Source organism: Streptomyces sp. SID13666 (assembly GCF_010548325.1).
Taxonomy (GTDB): domain Bacteria; phylum Actinomycetota; class Actinomycetes; order Streptomycetales; family Streptomycetaceae; genus Actinacidiphila; species Actinacidiphila fildesensis.
Genome location: NZ_JAAGLX010000019.1, coordinates 37751 through 56991, shown reverse-complemented (window position 1 = coordinate 56991; position 19241 = coordinate 37751). Strand labels below are relative to the sequence as shown.

General features: G+C 72.5%; 16 protein-coding genes. 5 read left to right on the top strand and 11 right to left on the bottom strand.

What is annotated here, in order from left to right; all coding sequences use genetic code 11:
- Positions 1–76: 76 nt before the first annotated feature.
- Complete coding sequence (locus G3I60_RS23620; RefSeq protein WP_164296458.1) at positions 77–847, bottom strand: IclR family transcriptional regulator; 771 nt, start codon at positions 845–847, stop codon at positions 77–79.
- 135 nt (positions 848–982) lie between these two features.
- On the opposite strand from G3I60_RS23620, the gene G3I60_RS23615 reads away from it, so the two are divergent.
- Complete coding sequence (locus G3I60_RS23615; protein WP_164296456.1) at positions 983–2515, top strand: aldehyde dehydrogenase (NADP(+)); 1533 nt, start codon at positions 983–985, stop codon at positions 2513–2515.
- 17 nt (positions 2516–2532) lie between these two features.
- Positions 2533–3144, top strand: a complete 612-nt coding sequence (locus G3I60_RS23610) for a DUF1349 domain-containing protein (RefSeq protein ID WP_164296454.1) — start codon at positions 2533–2535, stop codon at positions 3142–3144.
- Positions 3145–3200: 56 nt separating this feature from the next.
- On the opposite strand, the gene thpD is transcribed toward G3I60_RS23610, so the two are convergent.
- The 5 genes from thpD to G3I60_RS23585 all read right to left on the bottom strand — a co-directional run bounded on the left by thpD (position 3201) and on the right by G3I60_RS23585 (position 7951).
- On the bottom strand, positions 3201–4100 hold the full coding sequence (gene thpD, locus G3I60_RS23605) for an ectoine hydroxylase (protein ID WP_138355027.1): 900 nt from the start codon (positions 4098–4100) through the stop codon (positions 3201–3203).
- A 4-nt stretch (positions 4101–4104) separates the two neighbouring features.
- Positions 4105–4563, bottom strand: a complete 459-nt coding sequence (locus tag G3I60_RS23600) for an ectoine synthase (protein WP_164296452.1) — start codon at positions 4561–4563, stop codon at positions 4105–4107.
- Between the two features lie 82 nt (positions 4564–4645).
- Positions 4646–5926 (bottom strand): diaminobutyrate--2-oxoglutarate transaminase, encoded by a 1281-nt coding sequence (gene ectB / locus G3I60_RS23595; protein ID WP_138355025.1) that lies wholly within the window; start codon positions 5924–5926, stop codon positions 4646–4648.
- A gap of 106 nt (positions 5927–6032) precedes the next feature.
- Positions 6033–6548 (bottom strand): diaminobutyrate acetyltransferase, encoded by a 516-nt coding sequence (gene ectA, locus G3I60_RS23590; protein ID WP_138355024.1) that lies wholly within the window; start codon positions 6546–6548, stop codon positions 6033–6035.
- Positions 6549–6907: 359 nt separating this feature from the next.
- Positions 6908–7951: an aminotransferase class V-fold PLP-dependent enzyme gene (locus G3I60_RS23585; RefSeq protein ID WP_164607684.1), complete on the bottom strand. Its 1044-nt coding sequence runs from the start codon at positions 7949–7951 to the stop codon at positions 6908–6910.
- Between the two features lie 113 nt (positions 7952–8064).
- Between G3I60_RS23585 and G3I60_RS23580 the strand changes: the two genes are divergently transcribed.
- The 3 genes from G3I60_RS23580 to G3I60_RS23570 all read left to right on the top strand — a co-directional run bounded on the left by G3I60_RS23580 (position 8065) and on the right by G3I60_RS23570 (position 13623).
- Positions 8065–9156, top strand: coding sequence for an amidohydrolase family protein (locus G3I60_RS23580; protein WP_164296505.1), 1092 nt, complete (start codon positions 8065–8067; stop codon positions 9154–9156).
- A 284-nt stretch (positions 9157–9440) separates the two neighbouring features.
- Positions 9441–10616 (top strand): SCO1860 family LAETG-anchored protein, encoded by a 1176-nt coding sequence (locus tag G3I60_RS23575; RefSeq protein WP_343241591.1) that lies wholly within the window; start codon positions 9441–9443, stop codon positions 10614–10616.
- A 193-nt stretch (positions 10617–10809) separates the two neighbouring features.
- Positions 10810–13623: an ABC transporter substrate-binding protein gene (locus G3I60_RS23570; protein ID WP_164296435.1), complete on the top strand. Its 2814-nt coding sequence runs from the start codon at positions 10810–10812 to the stop codon at positions 13621–13623.
- Here G3I60_RS23570 and cobC read toward each other — a convergent pair.
- From cobC to cbiE, 5 genes are read right to left on the bottom strand one after another with little or no spacing between them, the layout of a single operon-like run.
- Positions 13613–14722: an Rv2231c family pyridoxal phosphate-dependent protein CobC gene (gene cobC / locus G3I60_RS23565; RefSeq protein ID WP_164296433.1), complete on the bottom strand. Its 1110-nt coding sequence runs from the start codon at positions 14720–14722 to the stop codon at positions 13613–13615. The genes G3I60_RS23570 and cobC overlap by 11 nt on opposite strands.
- Positions 14706–15611: a sirohydrochlorin chelatase gene (locus G3I60_RS23560; protein WP_164296431.1), complete on the bottom strand. Its 906-nt coding sequence runs from the start codon at positions 15609–15611 to the stop codon at positions 14706–14708. The genes cobC and G3I60_RS23560 overlap by 17 nt, the downstream gene beginning before the upstream one ends.
- Positions 15608–16234, bottom strand: coding sequence for a precorrin-8X methylmutase (locus G3I60_RS23555; RefSeq protein ID WP_138355018.1), 627 nt, complete (start codon positions 16232–16234; stop codon positions 15608–15610). Before G3I60_RS23555 ends, G3I60_RS23560 begins: the two co-directional genes overlap by 4 nt.
- Before the next feature lie 37 nt (positions 16235–16271).
- On the bottom strand, positions 16272–17978 hold the full coding sequence (cobJ, locus tag G3I60_RS23550; protein ID WP_164607681.1) for a precorrin-3B C(17)-methyltransferase: 1707 nt from the start codon (positions 17976–17978) through the stop codon (positions 16272–16274).
- Positions 17975–19228, bottom strand: coding sequence for a precorrin-6y C5,15-methyltransferase (decarboxylating) subunit CbiE (cbiE, locus tag G3I60_RS23545; RefSeq protein ID WP_343241618.1), 1254 nt, complete (start codon positions 19226–19228; stop codon positions 17975–17977). Before cbiE ends, cobJ begins: the two co-directional genes overlap by 4 nt.
- Positions 19229–19241 lie beyond the last annotated feature (13 nt).

The following is a 19241-nucleotide window of genomic DNA, read 5'->3' as shown; positions in this document are numbered from 1 at the left end:
GTCGATTCTTGCATTCCGGGAGCGGGGGCAACGAGGTGAGGGGCAGGTCGTCGACGTTCTGTGACGATGCGAAAGGTCACAGCCGGCGGGTGGCCAGGGTCAGGTGGTCCCGGGCGTCGAAGAGGGTGTCCTTGATCATCTGTTCGTGGGCGGGGGTGAGCCGGGCCACGGGGACGGAGCAGCTGACCGCGTCGCGGGCCGGGGTGCGGTACGGGATGGCGATGCCGAAGCAGCGCAGGCCGAGGGTGTTCTCCTCGCGGTCGACGGCGAAGCCCTGCTCCCGGATGACCGCGAGTTCCTCGATGAGCTTCTCGCGGTCGGTGTGGGTGTGCTCGGTGAGGGGTTCGAGGGTCTCGGGGAGCAGCTTGCGGACCTGCTCGTCGGTGTACGTGGCGAGCAGCGCCTTGCCGAGCGAGGTGGAGTGCGCCGGGAGGCGGCGGCCGACCCGGGTGAAGGGCCGCAGGTAGTGCTGGGACTGGCGGGTCGCGAGATAGACGACGCTGGTGCCGTCCAGCCGGGCGAGGTGGATGGTTTCGCTGGTGTCGTCGGAGAGCCGGTCGAGGGTGGGGCGGGCCGCGGCGACGACCTCGTCACCGTCGATGTACGAGGTGCCGACGAGCAGCGCCCGGACACCGATCCCGTAACGCGTTCCGGTGGCATCGGTTTCGATCCAGCCGAGCTCGACTAGGGTGCGGAGCAGCATGTAGAGGCTGGACTTGGGGTAGCCGACGGATTCCTGTACGGCCGCGAGGCTGTGCATTCCGGGTCGTCCCGCGAAGAATTCCAGCAGTTCGACCGTGCGGACCGCGGACTTGACCTGAGAACCGCCACCGTCGCCAGCAGACATCGTCCTGACCCCTCTTGTTCGGCCCCGGGCCCTGCAAGTAGGCTCCGGAATGGTTCAAAGATTCATAAGTGAAGACGCTGTTCAGCATATCGAACAGTGGCTGATCCGCATGAGGCAAATCTGGAGGTTCCCCCGGTGGCTGTTCCAGTCTGGTCCGTCGACCCCCGTACCGGGAAGCAGCGGGAGCAGGTGGCGGACGAGGCCACCACGGCGGAGATCGACGCCGCCGTCCGCGCCGCGGCCGCCGCGGCGCCCGCGCTCGCCGACCGCAGCGTACGCGCCCTCCTGCTGCGGACCGCCGCGGACCTTCTGGAGGAGGCCGGCCCGCAGGTGCTGGAGGCGGCCGACGCCGAGACGGCGCTCGGCCCCGGCCGGCTGACCGGCGAGCTCGCACGCACCACGTTCCAGTTGCGCGCGTTCGCCGACATCGTCGACGAGGGCGCCTTCCTGGACGTCGTCATCGACCACGCGGACCCGGCCGCGAAGCCCGCTCCCCGCCCCGACCTGCGGCGCTACAAGATCCCGCTCGGCGTGGTCGCGGTCTACTCGGCCAGCAACTTCCCGCTGGCGTTCTCCGTCCCCGGCGGCGACACCGCGAGCGCGCTGGCCGCCGGCTGCCCGGTCGTCGTCAAGGCGCACCCGGACCACCCCGCCACCTCGGAGCTGTGCGCGAGCGTGCTGCGCCGCGCCGCCGTCCGGGTCGGGCTGCCCGCCGACGTCGTCGCCGTCGTGCACGGCTTCCAGGCCGGTATCGACCTCATCAAGCACCCGCTGGTCAGCGCCGCCGGATTCACCGGCTCGGTACGCGGCGGGCGGGCGCTCTTCGACGCGGCCGCGGCCCGTCCCCGGCCGATCCCCTTCCACGGCGAACTGGGCAGCCTCAACCCGGTCGTGATCACCGAGGCCGCGGCGGGCGAGCGGGCCGAGCAGATCGGCGCGGGACTCGCCGGGTCCATGACGCTGGGCGTCGGCCAGTTCTGCGTCAAGCCAGGACTGGTGCTGGCCCCGGCCGGCGCGGCGGGCGACCGGCTGCTCAAGGCCGTCACCGCCGCCGTCAGCGACTCGGACGCGGGCGTCCTGCTCGACGTCCGGATGCGGGACGCCTTCGTCGCCGGTGTCGAGGCCAGGGCCGCGCTGCCCGGCGTCGAGGCCCCGGTGACCCCGGGCTCCGGCGGCGAGCACACCGTCAGCGCCGGATACCTCACCGTTCCCGCCGACCGGCTGGCCGCCGAAGGACCGCACGATCTGCTGCTCGAGGAGTGCTTCGGCCCGGTGACGGTCGTGGCGCGCTACGAGGACCGCGCCCAGATCACCGCCGTGCTGGAGCGGCTGCCCGGCAACCTCACCGCCACCGTCCACATCGGTGAGGAGGAGGCGGGACAGGAGGACGGCCCGGCCACCGCGCTGCTCGCCGAACTCACCCCGCTGGCGGGCCGGCTGCTCGTCAACGGCTGGCCGACCGGCGTGGCCGTCGCCCCCGCCCAGCACCACGGCGGCCCGTACCCGGCGACCACATCGACCTCGACCTCCGTCGGCGGGACCGCCATCGAGCGCTGGCTGCGGCCGGTCGCGTACCAGGACACCCCGGTCGCCCTGCTCCCCGCGGAGCTGCGCGACGAGAACCCGCTCCACCTGCCGCGCCGCTTCGACGGCCGGCTGGAGATCTGAGCGGAGCTGAACGCGTAGTGGAGCTGAAGGAGCTGCCCTTCGGGCTGCGGGCGTACGGTCCGGCCGCCGATCCGAGCTACGAGGACGGCGCGCTCGTCCTCACCGCGGGTCCCGGCCAGGACCGCTTCGTGCACCCCGGCCGGGCGCCGAAGGTACCGGCGGCCGACGCGCCCCGGCTGCTCGGCACCCCGCCCGAGGGCGACTTCCAGCTGATCGTCCGGGTGACGGCCGGGCTGCGGGCCGCTGGCGACGCCGGAGCGCTCTACCTGCAGGTGGCCGACGAGCAGTGGGCCAAGCTCTGCCTGGAGCTCTCGCCCGCCCGGTACACCGTCGTCTCGGTCGTCACCCGGGGCAGCTCCGACGACGCCAACAGCTGGGAGGTGGACGGGGATCACGTCTGGCTGCGGATCACCCGCACCGGCCGGGCCTTCGCCTTCCACGCCTCGGCCGACGGTGAGCGGTGGACGTTCGTCCGGCTCTTCGCCCTCGGCACGGAGCGGGAGGCGGCGGCCGCGAGCGTCGGTTTCATGACGCAGTGCCCGTCGCCGGACGCCGACGGATGCACGGCGGTCTTCGACCGGATCACCTTCCGGTCCGGCGCACCCGCCGACCTGCGCGACGGCGGCTGAAACGCCCTGCGGGGGCCGGGCTGCCCTAGCAGTCCGGCCCCCGCAGGGCATGCCCGCTACCGCACCGGGGTGAAGTCCCGTGCGCCGATGAACTCCGGCCGCCGTACCGGCGCCGCGAACGGCTCGACCGCCGCGTTCTCCACGCTGTTGAAGACGATGAAGACGTTGCTGCGCGGGAACGGCGTGATGTTGTCGCCCGAACCGTGCATGCAGTTGCAGTCGAACCAGGTCGCCGAACCCGCCGCACCCGTGAAGAGCTTGATGCCGTGCTCCCCGGCGAGTTCGGTGAGCGCCTCGTCGGACGGGGTGCCGGCGTCCTGCATCTGCAGCGACCGCTTGTAGTTGTCCTTCGGCGTCTCGCCCGAGCAGCCGAGGAACGTACGGTGCGAGCCGGGCATGATCATCAGCCCGCCGTTGGTGTCGTGGTTCTCGGTCAGCGCCACCGAGACGGAGACCGTCCGCATGTTGGGCAGACCGTCCTCGGCGTGCCAGGTCTCGAAGTCCGAGTGCCAGTAGAACCCCGACGCCCCGAAGCCCGGCTTGACGTTGATCCGGCTCTGGTGGACGTAGACGTCGGAGCCGAGGATCTGGCGCGCGCGGTCGGCGAGCCGGGGGTCGCGGACCAGCTCGGCGAAGACCTCGCTGATCCGGTGCACCTCGAAGACCGAGCGGATCGACCCGGACTTCGGCTCGACGATCGCGCGGGGGTCGGCCCGGATCGCCGGATCGGCGCAGAGCCGGTCCAACTCATCGCGGTAGCGGCCCACTTCGCCCGGCAGGAGCAGCTGGTCGACGGTGAGGAAGCCGTCCCGGTCGTAGCCGCGCAGCTCGGCGGGCTGGATCGGGCCCGGCGTGCCGTACTCGGACCACACGACCGGGTCCTGGCGGGGAGTGGTGACCTCGGACGCGCCGCGGGTCGGGTACCGGCTGGTGATGGTGTCGGTGGTGGTCGTCATGGCGTCAGGCTCCCTCGGTCTCGGTCTCGGTCCCGTTCCGGGTCCTGGTACGGGTCGCGGTCGTGCCCCCGGTCTCGGTCAGCAGCGGGTAGACCCCGTTCTCGTCGTGCACCTCCCGCCCGGTGACGGGTGGGTTGAAGACGCAGACGAAGCGCAGATCGGTCTTGGGGCGCATGGTGTGCCGCTCGTGGCCGTCGAGCAGGTAGAGCGTGCCCGGGGAGATCCAGTGGGTCTCGCCGGTCTCGTCGTTGGTCAGCTCGCCCTCACCGTCGACGCACAGCACCGCCTCGATGTGGTTGGCGTACCACATGGACGTCACGGTCCCGGCGTACATCGTGGTCTCGTGCATCGAGAAGCCCACGCCCTCGGCGGCGAGGACGATGCGCTTGCTGCGCCAGGTGCCGGTCTCGGCGGTCACATCGCGGTCGGTGCCCTCGATGTCCTTGAAGGATCGGACGATCACGTGGTTGCCTCTGCTTTCTTTCCGTTCGTGGCCGGGCCCGGCTGCGGACCCGGTCCTGGCCTGGCTCGACTCGGCTCCTGGGTCAGGCGGATTCGCCGACGACGTCGCTCACGGCCCGCGTGAGGGTGCGCAGCCCCTCGTCCAGCTCGTCGGGGGTGATGGTCAGGGCCGGCAGCAGCTTGACGACCTCGCTGCGCGGGCCGGAGGTCTCCAGCAGCATCCCCAGTTCGAAGGCGCGGGCGCAGACCCGGCCGGCGATCGACGGGTCGATGAACTGCAGGCCCCAGGCGAGGCCGCGGCCCCGGTACTCGGCGCCGGCGCGTGCCTGAGCCGTGCAGATCTCCCGCAGCGCGGTCTCGACCTGCTCGCCGCGCATCACGGTCTGCTTCTCCAGCTGGCCGTCCGCCCAGTAGGTGTCGAGCGCGGCGGTGGCGGTGACGAACGCCGGGTTGTTGCCGCGGAAGGTGCCGTTGTGCTCGCCCGGCTCCCAGACGTCGAGCTCCGGCTTGAAGAGCGCGAGGGACATCGGCATGCCGTAGCCGCTGATGGACTTGGAGAGCGTGACGATGTCCGGCGTGATCCCGGCCTCCTCGAAGGAGAAGAACGCGCCGGTGCGGCCGCAGCCCATCTGGATGTCGTCGACGATCAGCAGCATGTCGCGGCGCTTGCACAGGTCGGCCAGCGCCCGCAGCCACTCCGGACGGGCGACGTTGATGCCGCCCTCGCCCTGGATCGTCTCGACGATCACGGCGGCCGGCTGGTTGAGGCCGGAACCCTGGTCCTCCAGCAGCCGCTCGAACCACAGGAAGTCCGGCACCCGGCCGTCGAAGTAGTTGTCGAACGGCATCGGGGTGCCGTGCACCAGCGGGATGCCCGCGCCGGCCCGCTTCATCGAGTTGCCGGTGACGGCGAGCGAGCCGAGCGACATCCCGTGGAAGGCGTTGGTGAAGGAGACGATCGACTCGCGGCCCTTGACCTTACGGGCCAGCTTGAGCGCGGCCTCGACGGCGTTGGTGCCGGTCGGGCCGGGGAACATCACCTTGTAGTCCAGGCCGCGCGGTTCGAGGACCACCTGCTGGAAGCGCTCCAGGAAGGTGCGCTTCGCGGTGGTGCTCATATCCAGGCCGTGGGTGACGCCGTCGCGTTCGAGGTAGTCCAGCAGCGCGCGTTTGAGGACCGGGTTGTTGTGCCCGTAGTTGAGCGCGCCGGCGCCGGAGAAGAAGTCGAGATACGCGTGGCCGTCCTCGTCGTACATCACGCTGCCCTGGGCGCGGTCGAAGATGACCGGCCAGCTGCGGCAGTAGCTGCGGACCTCCGACTCCAGGGACTCGAAGACGGTCATGTCGGGTGCGGTGATGGTCACTGTGCCTGCTTTCCGGGAGACGGTGCGGTGGAGGCGGTGCGGTGGGGGTGCGGTGCGGTGGGGATGGTGCGAAGTCAGGGGTGGGGGGAAGCGGAACGCGATGGCGTCAGACCGTCGGGCCGATGCGGAACAGCACCTCGGAGTCGTGCCCGTCGGGGAACAGGGCACCGGGGAAGAGGACTTCGCGTTCGACCGGAACGTCATGGCGCTCGGCGAAGGAGGTGAACAGCCGCTGCGAAGCGGCGTTGTCCGGCGTGATCGTGGTCTCGATCCAGCGGACGTCGTCGACGGCGACGCGTGCGGCGAGGTGGTCGAGCATGGCCGCCGCCACGCCGCGGCCGCGCTGCGCCGCGTCGACGGCCACCTGCCAGACGACCAGCGTCCGCGGCTCCTCGGGGCGGAGGTATCCGGTCACGTAGCCCACCGGGGCGCCGTCGGCGTCGCGGGCCACCACCGAGGTGCCGGCGAAGTCGCGGCACCACAGGAGATAGCTGTACGAGGAGTTGAGATCGAGCGTCCGAGAATCGCGGGCGATGCGCCACATCGCTCCGCCGTCATCGACTGTGGGGGTGTCGAGGAATGCGGGAGCGAGCGGTGCCTTCCATTCCGTAGCGGCGTTCATGCGGAATGAACCTACCGAGCAGAAAGTGGAATTGCATGGGGCGGAGGTCTTTACGCAGCCGGCTCGTCGTGTTAACGCGCGGGTGGGTGCGGGTGGCCAAAACCGTGGCGAGACCTGCGGTTATATCCGGATATAACCGGGTGATTCGATCTTGGTGTGGAGTCCGTCACATTGCCGGAGCCGGCCAGGATGCTTTAACGGAATCCTTGCGTTTAGCCTTCGGAAGGCTGGGCATGAGACATGCGGAAGAATGCTTCCGGAGAATTCGGTCTGGATCGGCCGCAGAAAGGCCGAATTCCCCGGAAGTGCTTTCTTGTCCTTTGATGTGATCACGCTCTGCTGTAATGGGTGACGCTGCGCTATTCGGAAAGCGCCGTACCCAGCGCCGCGAGGCTCCGGGCGACCACGGCGGGATCCGCGTCGAGGCCGTAGTGGTTGACGCGGACCATCTCCTTGGCGAGCGCGCCACCGCCGGCGACGAGCGGGACCGAGGGGTCCAGGGCGAGCGCCCGCGCCACCAGCGCGGTGGCGTCGGTCCCCGCGGGCACCCGCAGCGTGGTCGCGACCGGCGCGGCGTCGCGCGCCTCGTACACATACGGCTCCAGGCCGCCGCCGAGGGCGAGCGCGCCCTCGCGGGTCGCGGTGGCGGCCGCCCGGTGCCGGGCGATCACCGTGTCGAGGCCGTCGGCGTCGATCCGCTCCAGACACGCCTCCAGCGCCAGCATCTCCAACTGCGCGGGCGCGTGCGGGAGTGCGGCGCGGCCGGTGTCGATCCAGCGCTCCTTCCAGTCCAGCAGGGAGAGGTACGAGCGGCGCGGCGCCGCCGGGTTGGCCGCCATCCGCTCCCAGGCGCGGGCGCTGACCGAGACCGCCGACACGCCGGCGGGGCCGCCCATCGCCTTCTGCGCGCCGATGACGCACAGGTCCACGCCCCACGCGTCCGGCAGCAGCGGTTCCGCGGCCACCGACGCGACCGCGTCCAGCATGAACAGCGCGCCGTGCGCGCGCACCACCTCGCCGATCTCCGCCACCGGGTTCGTGTTGCCGGTGGCCGCCTCGGCGTGCACCAGCGAGACGAAGTCGATCTCCGGGTGCTCCGCCAGAGCGCGCTCCACCTGCTCGGCGGAGACCGCCCCGTGGAACGGCACGGCCAGGTCGGTGACCTCGGCGCCCGCGTCGCGCAGCCAGTCGCCGAACGTCTTCCCGTAGGGGCCGGTCACCACATTGAGTGCCGCGGAGCCGGGCCGGGCCCCGCCGCGGATGCAGCCCTCGAGGGGCAGCAGCGCCTCGCCCTGGGTGATGACGACGTCCTGCTCGGTGTCCAGCAGCGCCGCGACACGCCGTTCGATCCCGGCGAAACGGGCGGCGGTCAGCGGGGGCAGGTCCAGGAGGGGGTGCGTCACGATGTGTCTCTTCCGTACGGATGAAGGTCTGGGGCATGCCCGGGGCCGTGTCGGGCCCGAGGGTGCCTTCGCGAGCGTACCTCCGACCTTTTAGGGTGCTGGGCATGAGTGTCATGGGTGATCGCGGTGCGCTGCACGTCAAGGGCCGGGTGCTGGTCGGCCCCGAGGACGTCAAGGACGAGGTGTGGGTGCTGGACGGCCGGATCTCGTACGACCGGCCGGCCGGACCGCTCGAGGTGACCACCGTCGAGGGGTGGGCGCTGCCCGGCCTCGTCGACGCGCACTGCCACGTCGGCCTCGACACGCACGGCCCGGTGGACGCGGAGACGGCGGAGAAGCAGGCGCTGACCGACCGCGAGGCCGGCACCCTGCTGCTGCGCGACGCCGGGTCGCCGTCCGACACCCGCTGGGTCGACGACCGCGAGGACCTGCCGCGGATCATCCGCGCCGGCCGGCACATCGCGCGCACCCGCCGCTACATCCGCAACTACGCGCACGAGATCGAGCCGGGGGATCTGACGGCGTACGTCCGCCAGGAGGCGCGGCGCGGGGACGGCTGGGTGAAGCTCGTCGGCGACTGGATCGACCGCGAGGCCGGTGACCTCACGGCCTGTTGGCCGCGCGGCGCGCTGGAGGAGGCCATCGCCGCCGCCCACGAGGAGGGCGCGCGGGTCACCGCGCACTGCTTCGCCGAGGACTCGCTGCGTGACCTCGTGGAGGCGGGTATCGACTGCGTCGAGCACGCCACCGGGCTGACCGAGGACACCATCCCGCTCTTCGTGGAACGCGGTGTCGCCATCGTCCCGACCCTGGTCAACATCGCGACGTTCCCGTCGATGGCGGCCGGCGGCGAGGCCAAGTTCCCGCGCTGGGCGGCCCATATGCGCCGGCTGCACGAGCGCCGCCACGCCACAGTGGGCGCCGCGCACGACGCCGGCATCCGGATCTTCGCCGGCACCGACGCGGGCGGCTCGCTGGCCCACGGCCTGATCGCCGACGAGATCGCCGAACTCGTCACGGCGGGCCTGTCACCGGTCGAGGCGCTGTCCGCCACGACCTGGGGCGCCCGCGCATGGCTCGGCCGCGACGGGCTCACCGAGGGCGCCTCCGCCGACCTCATCGTGTACGCCGCCGATCCGCGGGCGGACGTACGGGTGCTGGCCGACCCGCGGCGCATCGTGCTGCGCGGGCGGGTGGTGGGTTGACGCAGCGTTACGCGAAGCAGGTGCGGGTCGTTGAGCACCACCGCGTACGCCTCGGCGCGTCAACGGAGGTGGGGGCCGTCATCACGTGGCACGGGTGACGGGTGGGAACGGGCGTGCAGCAAGATTCGAAGATAATGCCGGAAACCACCCGTATGGGTGAACTCGCTTCAGGTAGTCGCCAGTTCACTCTCAGTGCGTAAATATGGCGGGACCGAGGTCACCGGCGGTCGCGTTGTCCCCTCAAGCGGCGCCGCTGACTCCAAGCCACTCGTGGGGGTTCCACCGTGTACAGCTCCAACTTCAGCCTGCCCGCACGCCGTTCGGCCGCCGCCGTCGGCGCGACCGTCGCGCTTGCGGCAGGTGCGCTGGCCGTCGCCCCGGCGGCCCAGGCGCATCCCTCCGGAAACTCCGGGGGCACCTCCGGCGGCTCCGGGGGCGGCAGCTCGACCGCGACCGTCCTGCGCGCGGGTCTCGACGTATCGCTGGTGAACAAGACGGTCCATCTGCCGCTGAACGTCTCGCTCAACGATGTGAAGGCACCGGCCGACGCCGCCGAGACCGCGCTCACCGCCAAGCTGGACGGTGTCGACCAGGGCAAGCCGTTCAGCATGCTGCGGGCGGATGTCGCCACCGCGAAGGCGACGGCCGACGCGCACAAGGCGGAGGGCTACGCGAACCTGGCCCGCGCCGAGGTGCATCTGCCCGGCCTGCCGTACCTGTCCCTGATCAAGCTCGAGGCGGTCACCTCCAAGGCGACCTGCGAGGCGGGCCGGAAGCCGACCGCGTCGGCCACGCTGGCCGGCGTGTGGGTGCTCAACAAGAAGGTCACCCTGACCGCCACCGGGACGACCAAGGTCGCGGTGCCCGGGGTCGGCGAGGTCAGCCTCGACCTGACGAAGACCCGGACCACGTCGCGGACGGCCGCCGCCACCGGGCTGGAACTGAAGGTGAAGGTCAATCCGCTCAAGCTGAACGTCGCGGTCGTCAGCGGCACCGTGACCCTGGTCAAGGCGACCTGCGAGGCGCCGAAGGTGGTCGACCCGACGACCGGCGGCACCTCCAACGGCGGCGCCACCCACGGCGGTACCACCAACGGTGGAGCCGACAACGGCGGGGCTACGACCGGCGGCGCCACCGACGGTGGTGCCTCCACCGGGGGAGCGTCGTCCGGCGGGTCCACGACCGGCGCCGACTCCGGCGGCGCGTCGGGCGGTTCGGGCGGTAGCTCCGGCGGCAGCGGTGGTTCGAGCGGCGCAAGTGGTTCGGGGGGCACCGGCGGCAGCGGTGGGTCGGAGCCGCAGACCGGCCCCACCACCCAGAACCTCGCCGAGACCGGCAGCAGTTCCAACACCCCGCTGCTCGCCGCGGGCGCCGGTGCGCTCGTCGTGGTCGGCGGTGGCGCGCTGTATCTGACGTCCCGCCGCCGCAAGGCGGCGCAGGCGGCGGAAACCGACGCCTAGACGTCCGGTTCCGGCCGGATTGGGACCCGAGGGGGGACTGAGGGTCCGAGGGGGAATGGGAGAGGGCGGCGCCGTTGTCGGCGTCGCCCTCTACTGTTGTGTTCAGGGGAAAGCAGACAGAGTTCGCAGGGTTCGTTTCAGGGGTCACAGGGGTCACGGGGTCCGCTGGACGGGCCGGGGGTCGGGGGACGCGATGGACAGCGCGCTGTTCGGGGGCAGGTACGAGATCCGGGAGCTGCTCGGCTCCGGAGGCATGGCACGGGTTCATCTCGCGTACGACACCCGGCTCGGCAGGACCGTCGCCGTCAAGACCCTCCTGCCGGAACTGGCCCGGGACGCCGAGGCCCGGCGCCGCTTCGCGCGCGAGGCCCGCGCCGCCGCCGGGCTCAACCACCCCGGCATCGTCACCGTCCACGACCAGGACGAGGTGCGGACGGACGAGGACATCGTGCCGTACCTCGTCATGGAGTACGTGGACGGCAGCACCCTCGCCGAACTGGCCCGCAGCCAGGTCAGGCTGGACATCGAACGGGCGGTCAGGATCACCTGCGACATCCTGGACGCGCTCGCCCACGCCCACGCCCGCGGGCTGGTCCACCGGGACGTCAAACCGTCCAACGTCCTGATCACCTCGACGGGTTCGGTCAAGGTCGCCGACTTCGGGATCGCCCGGGTCGTGCACTCGCTGACCCGGATCACCGGCACCGGATCCGCCCTCGGCACCCCCGGCTACATGTCACCGGAGCAGATCGAGGACCGCGAGGTCGACGCGCGCAGCGATCTGTACGCGGTCGGCTGCATGCTGACCGAACTGCTCACCGGCACCGTCCCGTTCCCCGGCCCGACGCCGCTCACGGTGATGTACGCGCACATCCACTCCACCCCGGAGCCGCCCTCGGCGCGGAACGCGGCGGTACCGCCCGAGCTGGACGCGATCGTCATCTCCGCCCTCTCCAAGAACCCCGCGCTACGCCCGCGCAGCGCGGCCGCCATGCGCGACGACCTGAACGGCTGGCTCGCGGCACCCCGGGGCGGCGCCACCCCGGCCCTGCCGCCCGCCCCCGCCCCGCGCCCGGTCGTGCCCCTGCACCCGGCCTACAACCCGCCGCACACACCGCCGCACACCCCGGTTCCGCCGCCGCTGCCGATGCCACCGGCGTCGGGGCGGCCCGGCGAGGTGTACACGTCCCAGCAGTGGGGCACGGCGCCGGTCGATCCGCGCCGCGGCAAGGGACGGCGGCGCGCCCTCATCGCTGTTTCGGCGGCCGTGGTGCTGACGCTCGGCACGGTGCTCGCGGTCCGCCTCGGCTCCTCGCACGCCCCGTCCGAGCACACCGTCACGGCCCTGGACCTGATCGGCAAGCGGACCGTCGGCCGCGGCTTCGACGGGGCGGTCAACGGCACCGTCAACCCGTCCACGGCCAAGGGCGGCACGCTCAAGCTGATGTCGTACTACGCCCCCGACTCCCTGGACCCGGCGCGCTCCTACTCACCGCTCGCCTGGAACCTGGACCGGCTCCTGCTGCGCAAGCTCGTGGACTTCGCCCCCCAGCCCAGCGGGGCGGGCGCCGAACTCGCGCCGGACCTGGCCACCACCACCGGCACGGTCAGCGACGGCGGCCTCACCTACACGTACACCCTCAAGAAGGGCGTGACCTTCGAGGACGGCACGGCCATCACGTCCAAGGACATCAAGTACGGCATCGAGCGGACGTTCGCGACCGATCTGTTCAGCGGCGGACCCACGCATCTGCGGGACCTGCTCGACCAGGGTCAGTCCTACCCGGGACCGTACAAGGACACCGACCCGGACCAGCTGGGCCTGAAGAGCGTGCTCACACCGGACGACAGCACCATCGTCTTCCATCTCGACGCGCCGTTCGCCGACTTCCCGTACGTGCTCGCGCTGCCGATGTCCTCGCCCGTGCCGAAGGCCAAGGACACCAAGGACAACTACGAGAAGCAGCCGGTCGCCAGCGGGCCGTACAAGATCGCCTCCTACGATCGCGACAAGAAGCTGCGGCTGGTGCGCAACGAGGAGTGGGACCCGGCCACCGACGGCATCCGCACGGCACTGCCGGACGCCGTCGACTTCACGGTCGCGGCCGGCTCCGACGCGGTCGACGCCGCGCTGCTCAGCGGAGAGGCCGACCTGGACCCGGCCCAGGCCGGTGTGCAGGACGCCACCCGCACCAAGATCCTCGGCAGCGACAGCCTCAAGGCGAACGCGGACTCCGCGCTGATCGGGGCCGTCCGGTACTTCTCCCTGCAGACCGCCGTCGCACCCCTGAACGACTACCGCTGCCGCTGGGCGGTGCAGTACGCGGCGAACCGGACCGCGCTGCGCGACGCGGGCGGCGGAAAGGACGCGGGGGACGTCGCGGGCGGGATGCTGCCGCCGACGGTCGGCGGCTACGACCCGCATCTGAACACGTACGGCACGGCCGCCGGCCGCACCTATCCCGACCTCGCCAAGCGCCAGCTGTCCGACTGCGGGCACGCGTCCGGCTTCTCGACCACCATCGTCACGGCCACCGGCAACCCCCGGACCAAGGCCATCGTGGAGAATCTGCGCACCCAGCTCGCCGCCGTCGGGATCACCGCCAAGACCGAGTACCCCGAGGCCGCGGACCTGTACGCGACGCTGCCCGACCAGAAGAAGATCAAGGAGCGTGGGTGGGGCATCATCCTCACCACCTGGCAGTCCGACTGGCCCACCCCGGCCGGCTTCCTGCGCCCGCTGCTGCTGACCGGCAGCCCGTCCAACTACGCGGCCCTCGCCGACCAGCAGCTGAAGGACCTGATGGACGAGGCCGACGCCAAGACCGACCGGAACTCCGCCGACAGCGTCTGGCGCACCGTCGACTCCACCTCGCAGGACCGGGGCACCCTGATCCCGTTCATGTACGTGCGGCAGCTCAACTACCGCTCGGCGAGGCTGACCAACGTCTATCTCCACCCGGCGCTGGGCGGTGTGGACATCCAGGCGCTCGGCCTCAAGAACTGACCGCCGGGTCCTCCGGGCTCCGTCCGCTGCGCGCCTTGGCCAGCGCTTCGACGAAGGCGTCCGTCGTGGCGGCGTCGCGGACGGCGATCCGCAGCCACCGCCCGTCGAGACCGGGGAAGGTGTCCGCGCGGCGGACCGCGAAGCCGAGGTCGCGCAGCCGCTCACGGACGGCCGTCGCGTCCGGCAGTTCGACCAGGACGAACGGCCCGGCGGGCGTGCCCGCGACCTCCAGTCCGTCGAACTCGCCCAGCCGGGCGAGCAGATACGCGCGGCAGACCGCGATCTCGGCCGCGGCCCGGTCCGCCTCCGCCAGCGCGTCCGGTGCCACACACGCCTCGATGGCGGCCAGCCCCGGCGACGAGACCGCCCACAGCGGCTGCGCGCGCTCCAGCAGGGCTATGTGCTCGGCGCCGGCGAGCACATAGCCGATCCGCAGTCCCGCCAGCCCCCAGGTCTTGGTGAGGCTGCGCAGCACGACGAGACCGGGTACGTCACGGCGGGCGGCCAGCGAGGCGGACTCGCCGGGTACGGCGTCCATGAACGCCTCATCGACCACCAGGGTCCGGCCGGGCCGGGCCAGCCGTGCGACCACGTCGGACGGGTGGAGTGCCGACGTCGGGTTCGTCGGATTGCCGAGCACGACGAAGTCGGCGTCCTCGGGAACGGCCGCCGGATCGAGCCGGAAACCGTCGGCGGCGTCCAGGACCACCCGGTGCACGGCGTGTCCGGCGTCGCGCAGCGCCGCCTCGGGCTCGGTGAACTGCGGGTGCACCACGACCGCGTGACGCGGTGCGAAGGCCCGCGCCAGCAGCACGAACGCCTCCGCCGCGCCCGCCGTCAGCAGCACCTCGTCCACCGGCCGGCCGTGCCGCCGGGCGACGGCGGCCCGCGCCGCCCGCCCGTCGGGATACGCCGCCAGGCCGTCGAGCGACGCGGCGATCGTCGCCTTCAGCCAGGCCGGCGGCGTACCGGCACGGACGTTGACGGCGAGGTCGGTCAGTACCCCGCCGTCGTCGCGCACCTCCGCGTCGCCGTGGTGCCGCAGGTCGTAGCCGTCCGTGCCGCCGGCACCGGAAGTGCCGTCAGTGGGAGTGGGCATGGTGACCGTGGTGGTGGTCGTGGCCGTGGTCGCCCGAGGGGTCGTCGGGGTGGTGGTGCGGCTGCTGCGGCATGCCGACCCGGTCCTCGAAACCGGGCAGCTTGACGCGGTAGACGCAGGAGTCGCAGTTCATCCGCAGATCGCCCTTGAGGGTCTCGCGGTAGCGCTCCATCACCAGGTCGGCCAGCTCCGGCTCCGGGCCGATGACGGCCGCCTGCCGCACGTCGGTCGCCGGATGCGCGGCGGCCCATTCGGCGGCCTGGTCCCGGACCCGGTCCGGCAGGATGCCGGTGAACAGGAAGTACGGCAGCACGACGATCCGGCCGGCGCCCAGCTTGCGGCAGCGCTCAAGACCCGAGGGCACGTCCGGCGCGGCCAGCGACACGAACGCCGTCTCCACGCCCGCGTAGCCGCGGCCCTCCCACAGCAGCCGCGCGACCTTGTATATCTCGGCGTTGGCGTCCGGGTCGGTCGAACCGCGGCCGACGAGCAGCACCGTGGTGTCCGAGCGGTCGTCGTCGCCGAGCACCTCGTCCAGCCGCCGCTCCAGGATCGTCAGCAGGCCCGGGTGCGGGCCCAGCGGCCGGCCGTAGGTGTACGTCGTGCCCGGGTGCCGCTGCTCCTCGCGGGCCAGGGCGGCCGGGATGTCGCCCTTCGCGTGCCCCGCGGAGACCAGCACCATGGGGACCGCCGCGAAGCTGCGGACGCCCTGCGCCACCAGTTCCGCGACCGAGTCGGCGAGCGGCGGCGGCGACAGTTCGATGAACCCGCCGCCGACCGGCAGCCCGGGATTGTGCTCGCCGAGCTGGCGGACGAACGCACGGAAGGCTTCGGCTCCGGCCTCGTCGCGGGTTCCGTGGCCGACGAGCAGGAGTGCGGGCGGGATCACAGGGAGTTCTCCTTGGTGAGGGGGGTGAGGGCTTCCGGGGCGGCGGGGCCGCCGGGACGTTCGGTGTAGAGCAGGGCGTTGAGCGCGGCGGACGCCACGGCGGAACCGCCCTTCTCGGAGATGTTGCTGACGGCGGGCAGACCGGAGGCGCGCAGCGCGGCCTTGCTCTCCGCGGCCCCCACGAAGCCGACCGGCAGACCGATCACCAGCGCGGGCGCGGCGTCCAGCGTCAGCAGTTCCTCGAGCGCGGTCGGCGCGCACCCGATCACCCAGACGGCACCGGGACCGACCTGTTCGTAGGCCAGCCGGATCGCGTGCGCGCTGCGGGTCAGCCCGGGACCCGACCGGCCGTCCTTGAGCCGGCAGACGACCGGCCGGGTGGTGATCCCGGCGGCGACCATCTCGACATCCGCGACGATCGGGGCGCCCGCGTGCAGCGCGGTGTGGGCGGCCAGCAACTCGGCCTCGTCACAGACGAGTTCCCCGGCGTACTCCAGATCGGCGCTGGAGTGGACGACCCGCTCGACCACGGCCCGCGTCAGCGGCGGGAAGTGCGAGGTGTCGAGCCGGGAGCGCAGTCTGCGGAACGACTCCTGCTCGATGGGGTGAACGGTGCGGGTCACAGGGAACCTCCCGGTCGTCGGATGGGCTGCGGGCCGGTCATGCCTGCCACCGGTAGCCGCGCGGGGTCACCATGCGGCCGGCCACGTTGCGGGTGGCGGTGTTGCCGACGGTCACGACGGTCACCATGTCGACCGTCGTCACATCCAGCGCCGCGATGGTCGTCACCTCGCTGCGCTCGTCAGGCCGGGACGCGGCGTGCACGACGCCGACCGGGGTGCCGGGCTCCCGGTGCTCCGCGAGCAGCGACAGCGCCTTCGGCAGCTGCCAGTCGCGGCCCCGGCTGCGCGGGTTGTAGAAGGTGACGATCAGATCGGACTCGGCCGCGGCGCGGACCCGGCGCTCGATGACGTCCCACGGTGTGTGCAGGTCCGACAGGCTGATCGACACATGGTCGTGGCCCAGCGGCGCACCCAGGATCGCGGCGGCGGCGAGCGCGGCCGTCACCCCGGGCACCCCGACGACGTCGATGTCGTCCGCGGCCGCGGCGAGCGCGGGGGAGGCCATCGCGTAGACCCCCGCGTCACCGCTGCCGATCAGGGCCACCGCATGGCCCGCGCGGGCCTGCTCCACAGCGGTACGCGCCCGCTCCTCCTCGGCACCCAGGCCGGATTCCAGGATCCGGGTGCCGGGCCGCAGCAGGTCCCTGATCTGGTCGACGTACTGGTCCAGGCCGACGATCACCGATGCCCGGCGCAGCTCCTCGCGGGCCCGCGGCGTCAGCAGGTCACGTGCGCCGGGACCGAGCCCGACCACCGAGAGCCGGCCGCGCGGACGGCGCCGCGCCACGGCGGCGGTCGCCATCGCGGGACCCTCCTGCGGCGCGGACTTCCGCTTGGGCACCAGCAGTTCGCCGCCCGGTGCCGCCGCGAGCGCCGCCGCCTCGGCGACCGACGGGGTGCCGACGGCCGCCAGCGGAGCGTCCGACGGGTTCGGTACGTCGATCCCGGCGAGCCGGTCCGCGGTGTACGTCAGCAGCGGCACCCCGAGCCGCTCGGCGGCCTCGACGATCCCCGCCTCGTCCGCCTTCGCGTCCACGGTCGCCAGCGCCACGACCGAGCGGGGCGAAAGACCGGCGTCGGCGAGCGCGCTCCCGATCAGCGTCAGCACCTCGTCGGCCGGCACTCCCCGGCTGCCGCCCACGCCGACGACCAGCGACGGCGGGCGCAGCAGCACGGTCCTGGCGGCTGTATCCGCTGCGGCCACACGGTCGGTGACGATCAGTGAGACGTCACTGTCAGTGGCGGCGGTTACGTTGGGTGGCAGAGCAGGAAGGGGGTGGACGCCATGGGGGGTGTCCAGATGTACGGGGTCGCCGTCGAGGATCGCGCGGCTGACGGCCGCGACCGCGCCGTCGACGGGCCAGCCCAGCATGTCGAGTCCTGGCACCCCGGCGGCGTCGGTGGCGGTGCTGATCACCGGACGGCAGCCCAGTGCGTCGGCGACGCGCTGCGCCAGCTCGTTCGCACCGCCGCCGTGGCCGCCCAGCAGCGCTATCGCGTGCTGATGCGTCTCGTCCACCGTGACGACACCGGGATCGGTGTCCTTGCCCCGCAGCAGGGGGGCGATCAGGCGGACGACGGCGCCGGTGGCGAGGAAGCACACCAGTTGCTCGCATTCGGCGAACGCGCGACCGACCGCCTCGCGGACCGGCCCGTCGTAGACCCGGACCTCGTCGGGCCAGGCGGCGGCCAGGTGTTCGCAGCCGCGCTGCCCCGCCGAGGTGGCGGAAATCAGGCCGATCACAGAATTGCTCCTTCGGTGCCGGGCCGGGTGGCCCACAGGACGAATACGGGATTGTTGGCGGCGAGCCGGGTGACGCCGCCCGGCAGCGGTGCCAGCCGGGAGGACTGCAGCAGCAGACCGTCCGGTTCGAGACCGGCCGCGGAGAGGGCGGCGCGTACGTCGCCGACGCGGTCGACGGCCGCGAGGGTCACGACCACGGTCCGCCGGGCGCGCCTGGCGCAGGCACCGACGATGGCGGGCAGGTCGCGCCCGCCGCCGCCGATGAAGACTGCGTCCGGGTCCGGGAGCTGGGACAGCACGGTCGGGGCGGCGCCGTGCACGATCTGCACGTCCACACCGTGGGCCGCCGCGTTCGCCCGGATCCGCTCGATGCCGTCGGGGGTCTGTTCGACGGCGACCGCGGCGGCGCCGAAGCGGGCGCACTCCACGGCCACGGAACCCGATCCGGCCCCTATGTCCCACACGAGGTCACCGGTGCGCGGGGCGAGCCGCGACAGGGCCAGGGCACGCACCTCGAACTTGGTGATCATCGAGTCGCGGTACCCGAACGCCTCCTCGGGCAGCGCCCAGCCGGCCGGCGCGGGCGGCGGACCGGCGACGATCCGCTGGACCGGTGACAGCACCCGCGCCTCGTCCAGACAGAGCACGACACTCACCCCGGTGCCGGTCCAGTCGCGGACGGCGGCGTCGGCGGGGGAGACCCGCTCAACGGTCTCGTCCGCCGTGCCGAGAGCCGCCGCGACCACCAGCGTGCGCTCGAGGCCGGTCCGGGCCAGTGCGGCGCCCAACTCGGCGGGACCGGCCCCGGGACCGGTCAGCACCGCGGCCTTGGGGTGCGCGCGGCACACGTTGACGGCCGTTCGCGGATCACGGCCGTGCGAGCTGACGACGACCGCGTCGTCCCAGGACAGGCCCAGCCGGGCGAAGGCCACCGCGATGGAGGGGGAGGACGGGCGGACGTCCAGGGTCTCGGGGCCGAAGCGCGCCCCGAGGGCCCGGACGATGCCGAAGAACCCGGGATCACCGGAGGCGAGCACGGTCACCCGCCGGTCCTGGTGCTCCGGCGAGCCGAGGTGCCGCTCGATGCCGTCGAGGGCCGGGGCGAGCGGGCCGAGGACGATCTGCTCCACGCCGGCCGGCAGCCGCGCCGCCTCCAGATGGCGCCGCGCGCCGACGACGAGCGTGGCGCCGGCCGGAGCCGTCGCGGCGACGTCGGTACCGGTGCCCGTGCCGGTGGTGCCGGTGCCGATGACGGTGATCGCG